14 protein-coding genes are annotated in these 15,390 nt (G+C 67.8%); 9 read left to right on the top strand and 5 right to left on the bottom strand.

Features of this window, described 5'->3' with window-relative positions; translation table 11 throughout:
• Positions 1 to 84: 84 nt before the first annotated feature.
• The 3 genes from ACQY76_RS20225 to ACQY76_RS20235 all read left to right on the top strand — a co-directional run bounded on the left by ACQY76_RS20225 (position 85) and on the right by ACQY76_RS20235 (position 2,661).
• A complete protein-coding gene (locus ACQY76_RS20225; RefSeq protein WP_428030479.1) occupies positions 85 to 687 on the top strand; it encodes a LysE family translocator in 603 nt (200 codons plus the stop codon).
• Positions 688 to 808: 121 nt separating this feature from the next.
• Complete coding sequence (locus ACQY76_RS20230; RefSeq protein ID WP_428030480.1) at positions 809 to 1,615, top strand: UDP-2,3-diacylglucosamine diphosphatase; 807 nt, start codon at positions 809 to 811, stop codon at positions 1,613 to 1,615.
• Entirely contained in the window at positions 1,615 to 2,661 is a 1,047-nt protein-coding gene (locus tag ACQY76_RS20235) for a glycosyltransferase family 4 protein (RefSeq protein WP_428030481.1), read from the top strand. The genes ACQY76_RS20230 and ACQY76_RS20235 overlap by 1 nt, the downstream gene beginning before the upstream one ends.
• A gap of 2 nt (positions 2,662 to 2,663) precedes the next feature.
• On the opposite strand, the gene ACQY76_RS20240 is transcribed toward ACQY76_RS20235, so the two are convergent.
• On the bottom strand, positions 2,664 to 3,653 hold the full coding sequence (locus ACQY76_RS20240; protein WP_428030482.1) for a threonine ammonia-lyase: 990 nt from the start codon (positions 3,651 to 3,653) through the stop codon (positions 2,664 to 2,666).
• Between the two features lie 158 nt (positions 3,654 to 3,811).
• On the opposite strand from ACQY76_RS20240, the gene ACQY76_RS20245 reads away from it, so the two are divergent.
• Entirely contained in the window at positions 3,812 to 4,432 is a 621-nt protein-coding gene (locus ACQY76_RS20245) for a helix-turn-helix domain-containing protein (protein ID WP_428030483.1), read from the top strand.
• A 289-nt stretch (positions 4,433 to 4,721) separates the two neighbouring features.
• On the opposite strand, the gene ACQY76_RS20250 is transcribed toward ACQY76_RS20245, so the two are convergent.
• A complete protein-coding gene (locus ACQY76_RS20250; RefSeq protein WP_428030484.1) occupies positions 4,722 to 6,938 on the bottom strand; it encodes an esterase-like activity of phytase family protein in 2,217 nt (738 codons plus the stop codon).
• 361 nt (positions 6,939 to 7,299) lie between these two features.
• On the opposite strand from ACQY76_RS20250, the gene ACQY76_RS20255 reads away from it, so the two are divergent.
• The 3 genes from ACQY76_RS20255 (at position 7,300) to ACQY76_RS20265 (ending at position 10,576) form a co-directional block, all read left to right on the top strand.
• Positions 7,300 to 8,439, top strand: coding sequence for a TRAP transporter substrate-binding protein (locus ACQY76_RS20255; protein ID WP_428030485.1), 1,140 nt, complete (start codon positions 7,300 to 7,302; stop codon positions 8,437 to 8,439).
• 179 nt (positions 8,440 to 8,618) lie between these two features.
• On the top strand, positions 8,619 to 9,248 hold the full coding sequence (locus tag ACQY76_RS20260) for a TRAP transporter small permease subunit (RefSeq protein ID WP_428030486.1): 630 nt from the start codon (positions 8,619 to 8,621) through the stop codon (positions 9,246 to 9,248).
• Positions 9,248 to 10,576: a TRAP transporter large permease gene (locus ACQY76_RS20265; protein ID WP_428030487.1), complete on the top strand. Its 1,329-nt coding sequence runs from the start codon at positions 9,248 to 9,250 to the stop codon at positions 10,574 to 10,576. Before ACQY76_RS20260 ends, ACQY76_RS20265 begins: the two co-directional genes overlap by 1 nt.
• 71 nt (positions 10,577 to 10,647) lie before the next feature.
• Here the strand turns inward: ACQY76_RS20265 and ACQY76_RS20270 are convergent, their stop codons facing one another.
• Positions 10,648 to 12,123 carry a helicase HerA domain-containing protein gene (locus ACQY76_RS20270; RefSeq protein WP_428030488.1) on the bottom strand — a complete coding sequence of 492 codons (1,476 nt, stop codon included), beginning with the start codon at positions 12,121 to 12,123 and terminating at the stop codon, positions 10,648 to 10,650.
• A 224-nt stretch (positions 12,124 to 12,347) separates the two neighbouring features.
• Here ACQY76_RS20270 and ACQY76_RS20275 point away from each other — a divergent pair, with 224 nt between their 5' ends.
• Together ACQY76_RS20275 and bcsS are read left to right on the top strand one after the other, a co-directional pair.
• Positions 12,348 to 12,806, top strand: a complete 459-nt coding sequence (locus tag ACQY76_RS20275; RefSeq protein WP_428030489.1) for a DUF488 family protein — start codon at positions 12,348 to 12,350, stop codon at positions 12,804 to 12,806.
• Between the two features lie 133 nt (positions 12,807 to 12,939).
• Positions 12,940 to 13,680: a cellulose biosynthesis protein BcsS gene (gene bcsS, locus ACQY76_RS20280; protein WP_428030490.1), complete on the top strand. Its 741-nt coding sequence runs from the start codon at positions 12,940 to 12,942 to the stop codon at positions 13,678 to 13,680.
• A gap of 25 nt (positions 13,681 to 13,705) precedes the next feature.
• On the opposite strand, the gene ACQY76_RS20285 is transcribed toward bcsS, so the two are convergent.
• Together ACQY76_RS20285 and ACQY76_RS20290 are read right to left on the bottom strand one after the other, a co-directional pair.
• On the bottom strand, positions 13,706 to 15,043 hold the full coding sequence (locus ACQY76_RS20285; RefSeq protein WP_428030491.1) for an XdhC family protein: 1,338 nt from the start codon (positions 15,041 to 15,043) through the stop codon (positions 13,706 to 13,708).
• On the bottom strand, positions 15,043 to 15,366 hold the full coding sequence (locus tag ACQY76_RS20290; RefSeq protein ID WP_428030492.1) for an XdhC family protein: 324 nt from the start codon (positions 15,364 to 15,366) through the stop codon (positions 15,043 to 15,045). The genes ACQY76_RS20285 and ACQY76_RS20290 overlap by 1 nt, the downstream gene beginning before the upstream one ends.
• Between the last annotated feature and the right edge of the window lie 24 nt (positions 15,367 to 15,390).

Here is a 15,390-nt window from a genome sequence, read left to right on the forward strand (position 1 = left end):
CAGCACTTGCGGGTTGCACGTGGGCGGGCGCAGGCCTAGCTCTCGCCCGCCGCCGAAGGCGTGCGGCGCTGCGAGGAGTTGACGGTGCCGCTGTCGTCCCAGTTCCTGCCGATGTTCCTGTTCGCGCTGGCCGGTGCGCTGACGCCGGGGCCGAACAACATGATCTCGGCGGGCTCGGGCGCCGCCTTCGGCTTCCGCCGCACCCTGCCGCAGATCTGGGGCGTGACCTTCGGCTTTGCGCTGATGATCGTCGCCATCGGCATGGGGCTCGGCACGCTGTTCCTTGCCATCCCCTACATGCACCAGACGCTGAAGATCGTCGGGTCGCTCTATCTGCTCTACCTCGCCTGGAAGATCGCCCATGCCGGCACTACGGGGAGCGGCACCGCCGTCGAGCGGCCGATGACGCTGCTGCAATCGGCGCTGTTCCAGTGGGTGAACCCGAAGGCGTGGACCATCGCGCTTTCCATCGTCCCAGCCTTCACCACGGTGGGCGGCGACAATCTGTTCGGCGAGGTGGCGATGATCGCGCTGGTCTCCGGCGCCGTCAGCTTTCCCAGCCTGTGCCTGTGGGCCGGCTTCGGCGCCCTGCTTGCCCGGCTCCTGTCGACGCCGCGCCAGCAGCGCATCGTCAATTATGCGATGGCGGCGCTGGTCGCGGCGAGCGTGGTGATGCTCTTCCTCTGAGCGGGGCCTCGCGATGTGCAGCGCAGCACGCGTCATAAAAACGTGATGCGACTCGGGCTTATGGGCCCTCATGGAGACATTGCGCAGCTCGTTTTCGGGCATGATCGAGGAAGCTGTCGAGATGAACGACGCACCCGAGGCGCGCCGCTACCGCAGCCTGTTCCTCTCCGACGTCCATCTCGGCACCAAGGGCTGTCAGGCCGATCTTCTGCTGGATTTCCTGCGCTACCACGACGCGGACACCATCTATCTCGTCGGCGACATCGTCGATGGCTGGCGGCTGCGTTCGGGCTGGTACTGGCCGCAGTCGCATAATGACGTGGTGCAGAAGCTGCTGCGCAAGGGCCGCAAGGGCAGCCGCATGGTCTATCTGCCGGGGAACCACGATGAATTCCTCCGCGACTATTACGGCAATCATTTCGGCGGCATCGAGGTGGTCGAGACGGCGATCCACGAAGCCGCCGACGGCAAGCGCTACCTCGTCATCCATGGCGACGTGTTCGACGTCGTCGTGCGCCACGCCCGCTGGCTCGCCTTCCTCGGCGACGGCGCCTACACCGCAGCGCTCGGCCTCAATACCTATCTCAACTGGGCCCGTCGCAAGCTCGGCTTTCCCTATTGGTCTCTGAGCCAATGGGCCAAGCTGAAGGTCAAGAACGCGGTCAACTTCATCGGCCGCTTCGAGGAGGCGGTCGCCACCGAGGCGCGCCGCCACAAGGTGGACGGGGTGGTCTGCGGCCATATCCACCACGCCGTCATTCACGACAGCTTCGGCGTCCAGTACATTAATTGCGGCGACTGGGTGGAAAGCTGCACGGCGATCGTCGAACATGCTGACGGGCGCCTGGAGCTGATCGACTGGGCGCGCCAGACCCGGGCGCGGGTGGGCGCGCCGCTGCTGCTAGAGCCGCCGAAAGTCGCCGCCTGATGCACATTCTCATCGCGACGGATGCCTGGCTGCCGCAGGTCAACGGCGTCGTGCGCTCATTGCAGAACACCGCACGTGAAGCCGCCACGCTCGGCGCGCGGATCGACTTCCTCACCCCCGCCGATTTCCGCACCGTGCCGATGCCGACCTACCCGGAAATAAGGCTGGCGCTCGCCACACCCGGGCGGGTGCGCCGCGCGATGGACGAGGTCGGCGCCGGCTATGTGCACATCGCCACCGAAGGCCCGATCGGCATCATGACGCGCCGCGCCTGCCTCGCGCGCGGGCAGAGCTTCACCACCAGCTACCACACGCGCTTTCCCGAATATCTCGCCGCCCGCGCCCCGGTGCCGGAAGTGCTCTCCTATGCCTGGCTGCGGCGCTTCCACAATGCCGGCGCCGGCATCATGGTTTCCACCCCGACACTGGAGGCGGAACTGCACGGGCGCGGCTTCCGCAACATCATGCGCTGGTCGCGGGGAGTGGATTCCGAGCTGTTCCATCCGCGCCCCGAGGCGGAGATGGACGCGCTTGTCGCCACCCTGCCCCGCCCAATCTTCCTTTCGGTCGGCCGCGTGGCGGTGGAGAAGAACATCTCCGCCTTCCTCGACCTCGATCTGCCCGGCTCGAAGGTCGTGGTCGGCGAAGGCCCGGCCCGCGCCGAGCTCCAGGCACGCCACCCCGAGGTGCATTTCCTTGGGCTGAGGGAAGGCGACGCGCTGGCGCGCATCTATGCGGCGGCGGACGTCTTCGTGTTTCCCAGCCTCACCGACACCTTCGGCATCGTGCTGCTGGAAGCGCTGGCGAGCGGGCTACCCGTCGCCGCCTTCCCCGTCACCGGGCCGAAGGACGTGATCGGCGAGGCGGATGTCCGCGTGGGCGTGCTGAATGAGGACCTGCGTCAAGCGGCGCTGGCGGCGCTCGCCATCGACCGGGAGACCGCTCGGGCTTACGCTTTGCGCTATTCCTGGCGCGCCTGCACCGAGCAGTTCCTGCACAACATCGAACTCGCCCACGCCCGTGCCGTACCCGCGAAGGCCGGCTGACATCAGGCCGCCGCGAGGCACCGCGCGAAGGTCGACGCGTCGACATTGCCGCCGGACAGCACAAGAACGGCGACCTTGCCCTTGAGGTCGAGCTTTCCGGCCAGCACCGCCGCGAGCGACACCGCCCCGCCTGGCTCGACGACGATCTTCAGCTCCTCGAAGGCAAAAGCCACCGCCCGTGCCACTTCCTCATCGGTGGCGGAAACGCCCTCACCGACAAGGCGTGAGGAAATCTCGAAGGTCATGCGCCCCGGAGTCGCCGCCAGCAATGCGTCGCAGATCGAGCCGGTGACGCGGTTGTTGCGCTCGCGCCCGCCGGAGCGGAAGGAGCGGGCGTGATCGTCGAAGCCGGCGGGCTCCGCCGTCATCACCCGCGCTTCCGGGAAATGGTGTTTCACCGCCAGCGAGATACCCGATACCAGGCCGCCGCCGGACGCATTCGCCACCACCACATCCGGGGCGAAGCCGCGCGCGAGCATGTCTTCGGCGATTTCCAGACCCACCGTGCCCTGCCCGGCGATGATGTGAAAATCGTCATAGGGCGGCACGAAGATGGCCCCGCGCGCCCGCGCGATCTCGCCGGCGATAGCGTCGCGGTCATCGGTCTCGCGATCATACCCCACCACCTCGCCGCCGAAGGCGATGGTGCGTGCCCGCTTCATGGCCGGGGCGTCGTTCGGCATGACAATCACCGAAGCCATGCCCATCAGCGTCGCCGCCGCCGCCACGCCTTGCGCGTGGTTGCCGGAGGAGCAAGCGACCACGCCGCCTTCCCGCTCGTTCTCGGGGATTCGCGAGATGCGGTTATAGGCGCCGCGAAACTTGAACGAGCCGGTGCGCTGGAGCGGTTCCGGCTTCAGGAAAACGCGACCGCCGGTGATCTCGTCAAGGCGGGCGCAGGCGATCAGCGGCGTGCGCACCGCCACGCCCGAAAGGCGTTCCGCGGCGGAGACGACGTCATCGAAGGTGGGAAGGGCGTTGCTCTGCATCATGCGCCCAGCTTAATGCGGCGGCGGGGGACGCGCATGCAAATTCACCGGCACATACCCGGCCTTTTTCGCCGCCGCCGGCACCACCGGCCGCCCGGCGCTTGCGTGCGCTTGTCGGGCCGACCTAGATACAACTCCCTTGAAGCCGAACAGGAGATGGCATGTCGGGCCGAACGCGCAGTCTGGATCGGGGCGACATGGATGCCGGCGCGCAGGCGATCACCGGGCAATTGGGCCGCACCATCCAGCGCCTGCGCAAGGCCTATAACCTGTCGCTTTCCGAGCTCTCCGAGCAATCCGGCGTCGCCAAGTCGATCATCAGCCAGATCGAGCGTAACGAGACCAACCCGACGCTCGCCACCGTCTGGCGGCTGTCGCAGGCGCTCGACATGTCGATCGACCGCTTCATGGCGGCGACCGATGACGAGCCGTTCGTCGAGCACCTCACCCGCGCCGACACGCCCATCCTCGTCTCCGAGGACGGCAAGTGCCGGCTCACCATCACCGGCTGGATCAAGACGGTGGAATGGCTGCAATGGTTCGACTTCGTCGCCGGGCCGGGCGGCGAGCTGATCTCCGACGGCCACCAGCGTGGTTCGGTGGAGTGCCTCTCCGTGCTGTCCGGCGAGTTGCAGGTGGAGTGCGGCGACGTGATCGAGACCGCCCGCGCCGGCGAGACGCTCCGCTACCGCTGCGACCGCCGCCACGTCATCCGCAACACCGGCCTCGAGCCCGCCCACGCCACCATGGTGTGCCTGCTCAAGGCCGCCGTGCTGGACTGAGACGGCGGGGGAAGCGGGCACGGCCGACCATCCTTCGAGGCTCGCTGCGCTCGCCCCTCAGCATGACGGTGCTCTTTCCCAGCATAAGGCGTCGTCATGCTGAGGTGCGCTGCGCAGCGAGCCTCGAAGCACGCAGCACCTTGCGAGCCCTGGCTCATCGCGCCGCAGCACACGCGCTCCGTCCCCAGGACCGGGCGTGACCCGGCCACCCCGGCTTCAGCCGGCAGGCTGATCCCCGGGTCGCGCCCGGGGATGAAGTGTCAGAGGCCGATGCGCCAGCCGCCTTCCCTCAGTTCATCTTGCCGAGCGGGATGAACTGCGTTTCGCCGGAGGAGCCGTCCACGCCGTCATTGTCGGTGACGATGAAGCCGTTGCCGGCCGCGTCGATGGCGAAGCTCTCGACCTTGTCGAGCACATAGCCGTGCGGCGCCTTCAGCAGCGGCAGCAGGTCCTTTACTTCGCTCTTGGTCACAACAGCCGGCTCCGCCTCGCTGCCGAGCGGCACCGGCGTCACGCCCTTGAGCGAGACATAGACCAGCTTCTTGATGGCGGCGTCCGAACCGACGAGGTTGTCGCGCTCGACAACCATCAGCCCGTCCTTGTAGCGCGTCAGCTCGGACAGGCCGACCCAGCCCTTGGCGGTCTCTTGCAGGGGATAGCGCACATAGGCCCAGCTCTTGGCGGCGGGCTTGTAGGCGATCAGCTTGGCGAAGCCCTTCGGGTCATCCTTCCACGCGCGCTGGACGGCGATCCACACCGTCTCGTCCGCACCCGAACCGACCACGGCGACGCCCTCGAAGCCGAAGCGGCCGGCCTGCGCGGCCACCGCCTCGGGAAGCGCGATTTCCTCGGCGATGGCGCCATCCGCGCCGACACGCAGCAGCAGGTTCTGCGTGGCCTTTTCCTTCTTCTCGGGATTGCCTTCGGATACCGCCCAGAAGCCACCCTCGGCCCGCACCGCGATGCCCTCGAGATCCAGCCCCTTGGCCGGCGTGCCGTCCTTTGTCAGGACCGTCGCGGCAGTGATGCGGGCGGGCAGCGTGCTTGCGTCGATGGTGAGGATTCGCGCCTGCGCATAGGCGCTGTCGGTCACGGCGTAGAGCGTGCCGGGCTGCTTGGCGTCGGCGGCGAAGCCGGAAAGCGCGCCCCACGCGATCGGCAGGCCGTCCGGGCCGTCCACGGACAGGATCGTCGGATAGGCCGGCGTCGCGCCGGGCTGGCGCTGATAGAGCGTGACGACCGAGCCGATCCCGCCATCCTCGCGCAGGTCGGTCTCGGCGGCGGTAACGAACAGGTCGCGCTTGGGCAGGGCGATCAGACCTTCCGGCCCGATGCCGCCCGGTAGCACCTGCAGGAATTCCGGCGCCACGGCGGCCCCCTTGTCGCGATAGACGAAGACCACCGAGCCGCGTTCCGAGGCGACGAAGATCAGGCGCTCGTCGCCGAAGCTTGCGACTTCCGCGCCCTCCATCTCGATGCCCTTCTTGTTGCGCTTCTCGGGGTAATGGCCGAGGCGCACCGCCAGGTGCTCCGGCGCCGTGCCGCTCTCGAACAGCAGCTTTCCGGTCTTGTCGAAGATGGAGAAGCCGCGCGTGCCGCCCTTCCAGTCGCCCTCATTGGCGATGACGAAGCGATCCTCGTCGATCCACTGCACGGTGTCCGGCTCGCGCGGCACCGCCTTCATGGAACCGGAGAGGTCGATGACGCCGTCTTTCTTGGTGTCGATCTTGTCGAGATCGACCGTGCCGGCGGAGAAGTGCGCCGTCACCTTGCCGGTGGGCAGGTCCACCACCACGATGTGGTTGTTCTCCTGCAGGGTGACGACCACCTCGTTGCGGGTGTTGATGTCGACATATTCCGGCTCCGGGTCCTCCGGCGCGATGGCGGCGAGGCCGGTGAGGTCGACCACCCTCTTCGAGGCATCGACCACGCGGCCGTCCTTTACCTCGAAGGTGGTGAGATTGCCGGCCGGCATCTGCGGCAGAGCCCCGTCGTTCAGTTCCTCGTCGCGCTCATTCTCGATGGCGATGGCGAGGTAGCTGCCGTCCGGGCTCTTGGTGATCGAATCCGGCTGGCCGCCGAGATCGATCCTGTCCTCGACCTTGCGGGTGGCGAGATCGACCACCGCGAGATGACCCGAGGGCCTGGCCTTCGATTCGGAGGTGTTCACCCCGACATAGGCCTTGCCGCCGATCACCACCGTCGTCGTCGGCTCGCCGTCGAGGGCGACGACGCCAGCAGCTTTCGGCGCGGCGGGGTCGGTGATGTCGATGAAGCCGATGCGCTGGCCGGGGCTGTCGCTATAGATCAGCGTGTTGCCGTCCTCGGTGAAGGTGATGATCTCCGCAGCCGTCGATTTCGACGCGTCGGCGCCAGCCGGCAGATTGTCGACAACATTGAAGGTGCCGATGCGATTGAACACCGCGTCGGCCGCCAGCGAAGGCGACGACAGGGCGACGAGGGCGAGCACGGCGGCGGAAGCACTGGCGAGCAGCATCGGGCGCATGGCGGGGAACTCCGATCAGGAAGCGGGCCACGCCCGCGCTGATGCGGTTCAAGTCCCTGCCGATGACAGAGGCATGACGGATCGGCAGGCCGGGCTGAACTGCGCTCTCGTCCCGGCCCGACGTTTCGCCCTGTCGCTGAGGAACGTAGCCGTCTTGCCGCAGAGAAACGGCAGACCTCTCCTGCAAGCGGGCGCCGTCATGCAAGCATTCGACTTTCGGACGAGGTGATTACAGTAAAAATCCTCAATTAGGGCTTGCACTCGCTTCTCCGGCATCGTCTCCTTGCGTCATCGGGACAAGGCGATCAATCGCCGCCCGGCGGGCACGACCCGCGAGGAAACGCCATAGGAGGAACCGCCCATGACCGAAACGTCAGGGAAGAGCACGGACGCGCGTCCGGACGTCCGTACCAACCGCCGCCGCTTCATCGCCACGGCCGCTGCAGCCGCCGCCGGTGCCACCATCGCGGCACCCGCCGTGCATGCGCAGGCGCCGATCAAGCTGAAATTCCAGTCGACCTGGCCGAACAAGGACATCTTCCACGAGTTCGCCGGGGACTATGTGAAGCGCGTCAATGCCATGACGGGCGGGCGCGTGGAGCTGGAAATCCTGCCGGCGGGCTCGGTGGTTCCTGCGTTCCAGATGCTTGACGCGGTATCCTCCGGCATTCTCGACGGTGGTCACGGTGTCGCGGCCTATTGGTACGGCAAGAGCAAGGCCTTCTCGCTCTTCGGCACCGCCCCCGCCTTCGGCTGGGACGCGGACGAACTGCTGGGCTGGGTGCGCTATGGCGGCGGACAGGAGCTCTATAACGACCTGGTGCAGAACACGCTGAAGCTGAACGTCGTCGGCATGCTGACCGGGCCGATGCCGGGCCAGCCGCTGGGCTGGTTCAAGAAGGAAATCACCAGCGCCGACGACATGAAGGGCATGAAGTACCGCACCGTCGGGCTCGGCGCCGACCTCTTCAAGGAGTTCGGCGCGGCGGTAACGATCGTGCCGGGCGGCGAAATCGTGCCGGCCATCGACCGCGGCCTGCTCGACGGCGCCGAGTTCAACAACCCGTCCTCCGATCTCATCCTCGGCTTCCCGGACGTCGCCAAGGTCTACATGCTCGGCAGCTACCACCAGGCGCTCGAATGCTTCGAGATCCTGTTCAATAAGACCAAGTTCGACAGCCTGCCGCCGGACGTGCAGGAAATCCTCAAGGGCGCTTCCGACGCCACCTCCTCCACCATGATGTGGAAGGCGCAGGACCGCTATTCCAAGGATCTCGCGGCCATCAAGGCCCGCGGCGTGAAGGTGCTGCGCACGCCGCAGCCGGTGCTGGAAGCCCAGCTCAAGGCCTGGGACACCGTCATCGCCAACCTCTCGGCGGACCCGGTCTTCAAGAAGGTCGTGGACAGCCAGAAGGAATGGGCCAAGCGCATCGTCGGCTTCCGCCTCGAATACGAGCCGGACTCCAAGTTCGCCTACGACCACTTCTTCAAGTCGGCCTGATCTGCCGTCGCGTGCACCCCTCTCCGGCAACGGAGAGGGGTTTTTGGTTTCGGCGGTCGCTGGCGTTGTCCGAACCGTGCCGCAGCCTGCGGTCTTGCGGGATGTCGCCGATGTTCGGCCGCGCGACCGCGCCGGAACCCAAGACCACCCGATGACGTGCCACAAGAGGCCCCTACCCCATGCAATCCATCCTTCTCGGCGTTGACCGACTGAACGGCATCATCGGCAAGATATTCGCCTGGTGCATCGTCATCCTGATGGTGGCCATCTGCTACGAGGTGTTCTGCCGCTACGTTCTGCGCGATCCCACCACCTGGGCCTACGACGTCAGCCTGATGCTGTATGGCGCCCTGTTCATGATGGCCGGCGCCTACACGCTCTCGCGCAACGGCCATGTGCGCGCGGACTTCCTGTACCGGAAATGGCACCCGCGCACCCAGGCCAAGAGCGACCTGGTGCTTTACTTCCTGTTCTATTTCCCCGGCATCCTGGCGCTGATCTATTCAGGCTGGGGCTATTTCCACCTGTCCTACCTGCTGAACGAGCACTCCTCCTTCAGCCCGGACGGACCGGTGATCTGGCCGTTCAAGGCGCTCATTCCCATCACCGGCGTGATGATGCTGCTGCAGGGCATCGTCGAGGTCGTGCGCTGCTGGATCTGCATCCGCGAGGGAGACTGGCCGCAGCGACTGCACGACGTGGAGGAGATGGAGAAGATCATCCTGGATGAAGCGGCCGCCAAGGCCGCCGAGGACGAGGCGAGGCTCAACGCCGTCGAGCGCGAATCCACCACGCGGGGGACCCTGTGATGTTTCTTTCCGATCCCGCGCTCGGCATCCTGATGCTGGTCGTCTTCCTGTTCCTGCTGATGCTCGGCTTTCCCATCGCCTTCACCCTGATGGCGCTCGGCGTGGCCTTCGGCTACCTCTCGATCGGCGACGGCATCTTCCAGCTCTTCGTGCAGCGCACCTATTCGGTGATGGCGAACGACGTGCTGATCTCGATCCCGCTGTTCCTGTTCATGGGCTATGTGATCGAGCGGGCGAACATCCTCGACCGGCTGTTTCGCTCCATCCAGCTGGCGGCCGGCTGGATTCCCGGCTCGCTCGCCGTCGCCACGCTCATCACCTGCGCGCTGTTCGCTACCGCCACCGGCATTGTCGGCGCCGTGGTGACGCTGATGGGCCTGCTGGCCTTCCCGGCCATGCTGCGGGCCGGTTACGACACCAAGATCGCCTCGGGCGTGGTCTGCGCCGGCGGCTGTCTCGGCATCCTCATCCCGCCCAGCGTCATGCTCATCCTCTATGGCGCAACGGCTGGCGTGTCGGTGGTGAAGCTCTATGCCGCCGCGTTCTTCCCCGGTATCGCGCTGGCCGGCATGTACATGGCCTATGTCATTATTCGCGCGATGATTAATCCCTCGCTGGCGCCGAAGCTGCCGCCGGAGGAGCGCAACGTTCCGGTGCTCACCGTGATCTGGGCGCTGGCGACCTCGTTCTTCCCGCTGGTGCTGCTCATCGTATCCGTGCTCGGCTGCATCATCCTCGGCCTTGCGACGCCCTCCGAGGCGGCGGCCATCGGCGCGGCGGGCGCCATCCTGCTGGCGCTGGCCTACCGCACCTTCAGCATCGAGAAGCTCAAGGATTCAGTGTTCCTCACCGCCCGCGCCTCGGCGATGGTGTGCTGGCTGTTCGTCGGCTCGGCGGTGTTTTCCGCCGTCTTCGCCCTGCTCGGCGGCCAGCGGGTGGTCGAAGAGTTCATCATGGGGCTGGACATCGGGCCGATCGGCTTCCTGATCCTCACCCAGGTGATCATCTTCGTGCTGGGCTGGCCGCTGGAGTGGACGGAGATCATCGTGATCTTCCTGCCCATCTTCCTGCCCCTGCTCGACCATTTCGGCATCGACCCGATCTTCTTCGGGGTGCTGGTGGCGCTGAACCTGCAGACCTCGTTCCTGTCGCCGCCGGTCGCCATGGCGCCCTTCTATCTCAAGGGCGTGGCACCCAAGCATGTCACCATCGAAGAGATCTTCTCCGGCGTGATGCCTTTCATCGCGATCGTCATCTTCGCGATGATACTGCTCTACACCTTCCCGGGCTTCGCGCTCTGGCTGCCGAGCTATCTCTACGGCGGCTGAGGCGGAGACGCGCCGCGCCAAACGGAAACGGGCCCGCAGACGGGCCCGTTTTCATGTCGCGACATCGGCACTCAGGCGGTCGGCGCCTTCGGATCGCCCGGCGCGGTCTTCCAGCCGAGCGTGGGAAAGCGCACCACCCGCCGGCCACGGAAATCCGCCTCGCAGACCAGGTGGCCGCGCTCTTCCATATAGGTCAGCAGCCAGCGCCCGCGCGAGGGCGAGCGGCTGCCATAGGCCCGCGCCAGCGCCTCGTCGGCCGGGGACGGCGCCCCGTCCATGCCCGCGCGCGCCAGCAGCAGGAACACGCCCTGCATCTCCTCCGGCAGCCCGGCCGCCTGGTCGATGGCGCGGGCCCAGCCCTCGTCGCCGGTGCGGGAATCGAGCCCGGCGCGCGCAATGGCCAGCCGGCGCGTGAAGGCCGCAAGGTCCGGCACCTTCGAGCCCACCCGCCGCACCCGGCAATGCACGAGAAAATCCGGATAGAGCGCGGCGGCGGAGCGGAACGGCGCCTCGGGATCGGAGACGAACTGGCGCACGATCTCGTCGACCAACGCCTCGTGCTCGGCCGCGAAGGCGGCGGCCGCCTCGGGATCGACCGGCACCGGCTCCGGCGCGGGGGCAACCTCCAGCGTCTCCAGTATCGCCTCGGTGGCCGGCGGCGCGGCGCGGGACGGCGGCGCGGGAAGCGGCTCGGTGCCGAGATCGTCAAAGATCAGGTCCTGCATGTCGGCCACGGCGAGCTCCGGCGGCGGAAGCAGCGCGGGCCGGCCATTGCGGCTGGCGGTCTCGACATGGCCGATCTTCACCGACAGCGGCCGGCGCGACAAAGCCGGGCCAAGCGCCACGAACGAGCCGGTGTTGAGGTCGCGGAAGCTCTCCGCCTGGCGCTTCTCCATGCCCAGAAGGTCGGCAGCCCGCGCCATGTCGATGTCGAGGAAGGTGCGGCCCATCAGGAAATTGGAGGCTTCCGCCGCCACGTTCTTGGCGAGCTTGGCGAGGCGCTGGGTGGCGATGACGCCGGCGAGGCCACGCTTGCGGCCTCGGCACATCAGATTGGTCATTGCCGAAAGCGAGATGCGCCGTGCCTCGTCGGAAATCTCGCCGCCGCCCGAGGGGGCGAAAAGCTGCGCCTCGTCGACCACCACGAGCATGGGGAACCAGTATTCCCGGTCGGCCTCGAACAGCCCGTTGAGGAAGGCGGCGGCCGAGCGCATCTGCGCGTCCGCGTCCAGTCCTTCGAGGTTGAACACCACAGAGGCGCGGTGCCGTCGGATGCGCGCGGCGATGCGCTGGATCTCGCCGGCGGTCCGCTCGGCGTCGATCACCACATGGCCGAAGCGCTCGGCGAGGCCGACAAAGTCGCCTTCCGGGTCGATGATGGCCTGCTGCACATGGCCGGCGCTCTGCTCCAGCAGCCGGCGCAGCAGGTGCGATTTACCGGAGCCGGAATTGCCCTGCACCAGCAGGCGCGTGGACAGCAGCTCTTCCAGATCGAGCCGAACCGGCTGTCCGGCGTTGCTGCTTCCGAGCTCGATACCGATCTTCATCTGCGATGACGCATCCCTGGAACGTTTCACCCCACATGGTGAAGGGCCGCACTCTGCGATGTCCGGCGCCCCTCGGCCGGGACGCCCAACGGGAAGGGCAGGCCTCGGCCGCCCCGCACGGCCCTGCCTTTAGCACGCAGCAGGAGCCAGCGCCGCCGGGCCGGAAGAACTCCACAGATTCGGACCCGCTCGACAAGGCCTTTCATTATGTCCATCCTCGCCGCATGTCGCCTCCGCCCTTCTTCACCATCGGCTATGAGCAAGTGTCCTCCGCCGCCGTGCTCGACACGCTCAGCGGGGCCGGTGTCGAACTGCTGGTCGATGTGCGTGCCGTCGCGGCCTCGCGCCGGGCCGGCTTCTCCAAAAGCCACCTTGCCGCCGGCGTGAGCGAGCGCGGCATGGGCTACCTGCACCTGCGCGGCCTCGGCACCCCGGCGGAAGGGCGGCAGGCGGCGCGCAGCGGGCATTATGACGAGCTGCGGCGCATTTACGACGCCCATCTCGCCACCCCGGCGGCGATCGAGCAACTCGACGAACTCGCGGCGCTGGTGGCGGCCGGGCGGCGCGTGTGCGTGCTGTGCTTCGAGCGCCATCCCGAGCATTGCCACCGTCAGATCGTGGCAGACCTCATCTGCGAGCGGGTGGGGGTCGACGTCGAGCACCTGATGGCATCGCCCATCTGACCCCCTGCGACAAAATGCGCCATACCGGTGCGTGTCTCCACGCACACGCACATTCCACGGTTGATTGATGGTGTCTCGATGCAGTGCTCGGATGAGGGGTACTGCCTGACCCTCTACAACTGTGAGCGCGGCGATGTTCTCTTCGCCGGCGCGAGCTCTCGCGCCTCTCGTCGCGGCGTTGTCCGCCACGTGCCTGGCTCCCGGCGCGGCGGCCGAGGAGGCGGCGGAAGCATCGCTGCGCCGTCGCCTCTATTTCTATACCGGCGTCGATATCGCCCGCGACAATGGCTATGGCTGGGGCGGCATGGCATGGGCGCCCTTCGCGCCGATGGACCGGGAAGGCTTGCGCGTGCGCACCCAGACCGGCGGCGGGCGCTACGAATACCGCACGCAGGCGGTGGCAGGCGGCTGGAACACCGTCAACAAGACGGACGGCGAGGTTCTCCTCGGCTGGCAGTTCCTGCGCGGCGCACACGCGCTGGCCCTTTATGGCGGCGTCAACGTGGTCGACAACGCGCTCGACCAGCCCGACCCCGGCAATCGCGACCAGGGCACGCAGTGGGGCGCCAAATTTGTCGCCGAATGGTTCTACCGCCTCGACGAGCGCTGGACGCTGACCGCCGCCCTCAGTGCCTCCACGGCGGACGGCACATTCAATGCCCGCGCCACCGCCGCATGGCAGGCCTTTGACTGGTTGAATGTCGGCATGGAGACGGGCGCGACAACCGACTGGCTGGATGAGAGCGCCCGGGTCGGGCTGTTCGTCGCTTCCCCGCTGCAAAGCTGGGAGCTGCGGGCCGCCGCCGGCTGGCGCTGGAGCAGCGACAGCGACGACAGCCCCTATGGCACGCTCTCGCTTTTCATGCCGTTCTGACCCCGCGCCTGCGGCGGTCCGCCCCTCAGGCGTCTTCCGCCTTCATCGCCTCCAGCGCCGCGCCCGCATCGACATCCGTCCCGGCCGCGATCGCGTGGATTTCCAGCGCTTCCAGCTCCTCGCGCGTGTCGATGTCGAGGAAGGCGCCCTCACCCTCCACCGGCACCTCGACCACGAAGTCGGGGTTCTGCGCCAGGATCTGCCGCGCGCCGACATCGCCATGGAGCGTCATCAGCGCCGGAAACAGCGGACGCGCCAGCGCCACCGGGTTGCCGTGCCGCCCGCCCGCCACCGGCACCGCCGCCAGCCGGCTGCGCGCGGGATCGAGCGCATCGGCCACGCGGTCGATCAGGGCGGGCTCGACCATCGGCATGTCGCCGAGCAGCACGACCACCCGCTCCACCTCCTTCGGCAGGGCGGCGACACCCGTCCTCAGCGAGGTTGAAAGGCCCTGCGCGAAGTCCTGATTGGTCGCGAAGGTCACGTCGAGCCCCGCAAGCGCCGCGCGCACCGCCTCCCCTTCATGCCCGATCACCACGATAACGGGGCGAGCCCGCGCCGCGAGCGCCGTCTCCACCACGCGGCGCACCAGCGGCACGCCGCCGACGGGCACGGTCAGCTTGTGCGCATGCGGCATGCGCGTGCCCTGCCCGGCCGCCAGCACCAGCGCAGCGGCCGGACGCGCCGGGCGGCGGCGCAGCTCGCCGACGAGTTGGGCCAGGATGGAGACGGCGATCTCCGCCGGGTTGGCGGCACCGATATCCAGCCCGATCGGCGCACGGATACGCGCCAGCGACCCGCGCGGCACGCCCTTCGCCGCCAGCCGCTCCACCCGGCCCGCATGGGATTTGCGCGAGCCGAGCGCGCCCACATAGAAGCAGCCGGCCTCCAGCGCTGCCGTCAGCGCGGGGTCGTCGATCTTCGGGTCATGCGCCAGTACCGCGACGGCGGTGAAGGGATCCAGCGTCAGGCTGGCAAGCGCATCCTGCGGCCACTCCGCCCGCACGTCGAAGCCGGGGAAGCGCTCCGGCGTGGCGAAGGCCGTGCGGGGATCGAGAATCGTCACCTCGAAGCCGATGGCCGCCGCCATGGGCGCCAGCGACTGGGAAATATGCACCGCCCCGGTGATGACCAGCCGCGGGGACGGCAGTTGCACGGTCAGGAACAGCTGCCGCCCCTCGGCCTCCACCCGCCCGCTGCGTCCGCTGCGCAGCGCCTCCGCGAGAGGCTCCGCCAGCGGATCAGCCCCCGCGTCGGCGGCACGCACCAGCCGCTGGGCACCACCGTCGAGATCGGTGACCAGCACGGCGGCACGGCGGGCCGTGCGCTCCGCATTGAGCGCTTCGAGCAACGACAGGTCCATCAGGCGACCTTCTCGACAAAGACGGCGATGCGCCCGCCGCAGGACAGCCCGACCTGCCACGCGGTTTCGTCGGCCACGCCGAATTCCAGCAGCCGCGCGCGGCCATCGGCGATCACCTCCGCCGCCTCGGCCACCACCGCTCCTTCAACGCAGCCGCCGGAGACCGAGCCGAGAAAATTGCCGTCCTCGTCGATCGCCAGATGGCTTCCCACCGGGCGCGGCGCCGAGCCCCAGGTCTCGATCACCGTCGCCACAGCAACGCCCCGGCCGGCCCGCCGCCAGCCAGCGGCAGCCTGCAGCACATCTTCCTCGCGCGTGAGCATCGGCTCCTCCTTCGCGTTCAACCA

The organism is Ancylobacter sp. (assembly GCF_965279025.1).
Taxonomy (GTDB): Bacteria; Pseudomonadota; Alphaproteobacteria; order Rhizobiales; family Xanthobacteraceae; genus Ancylobacter.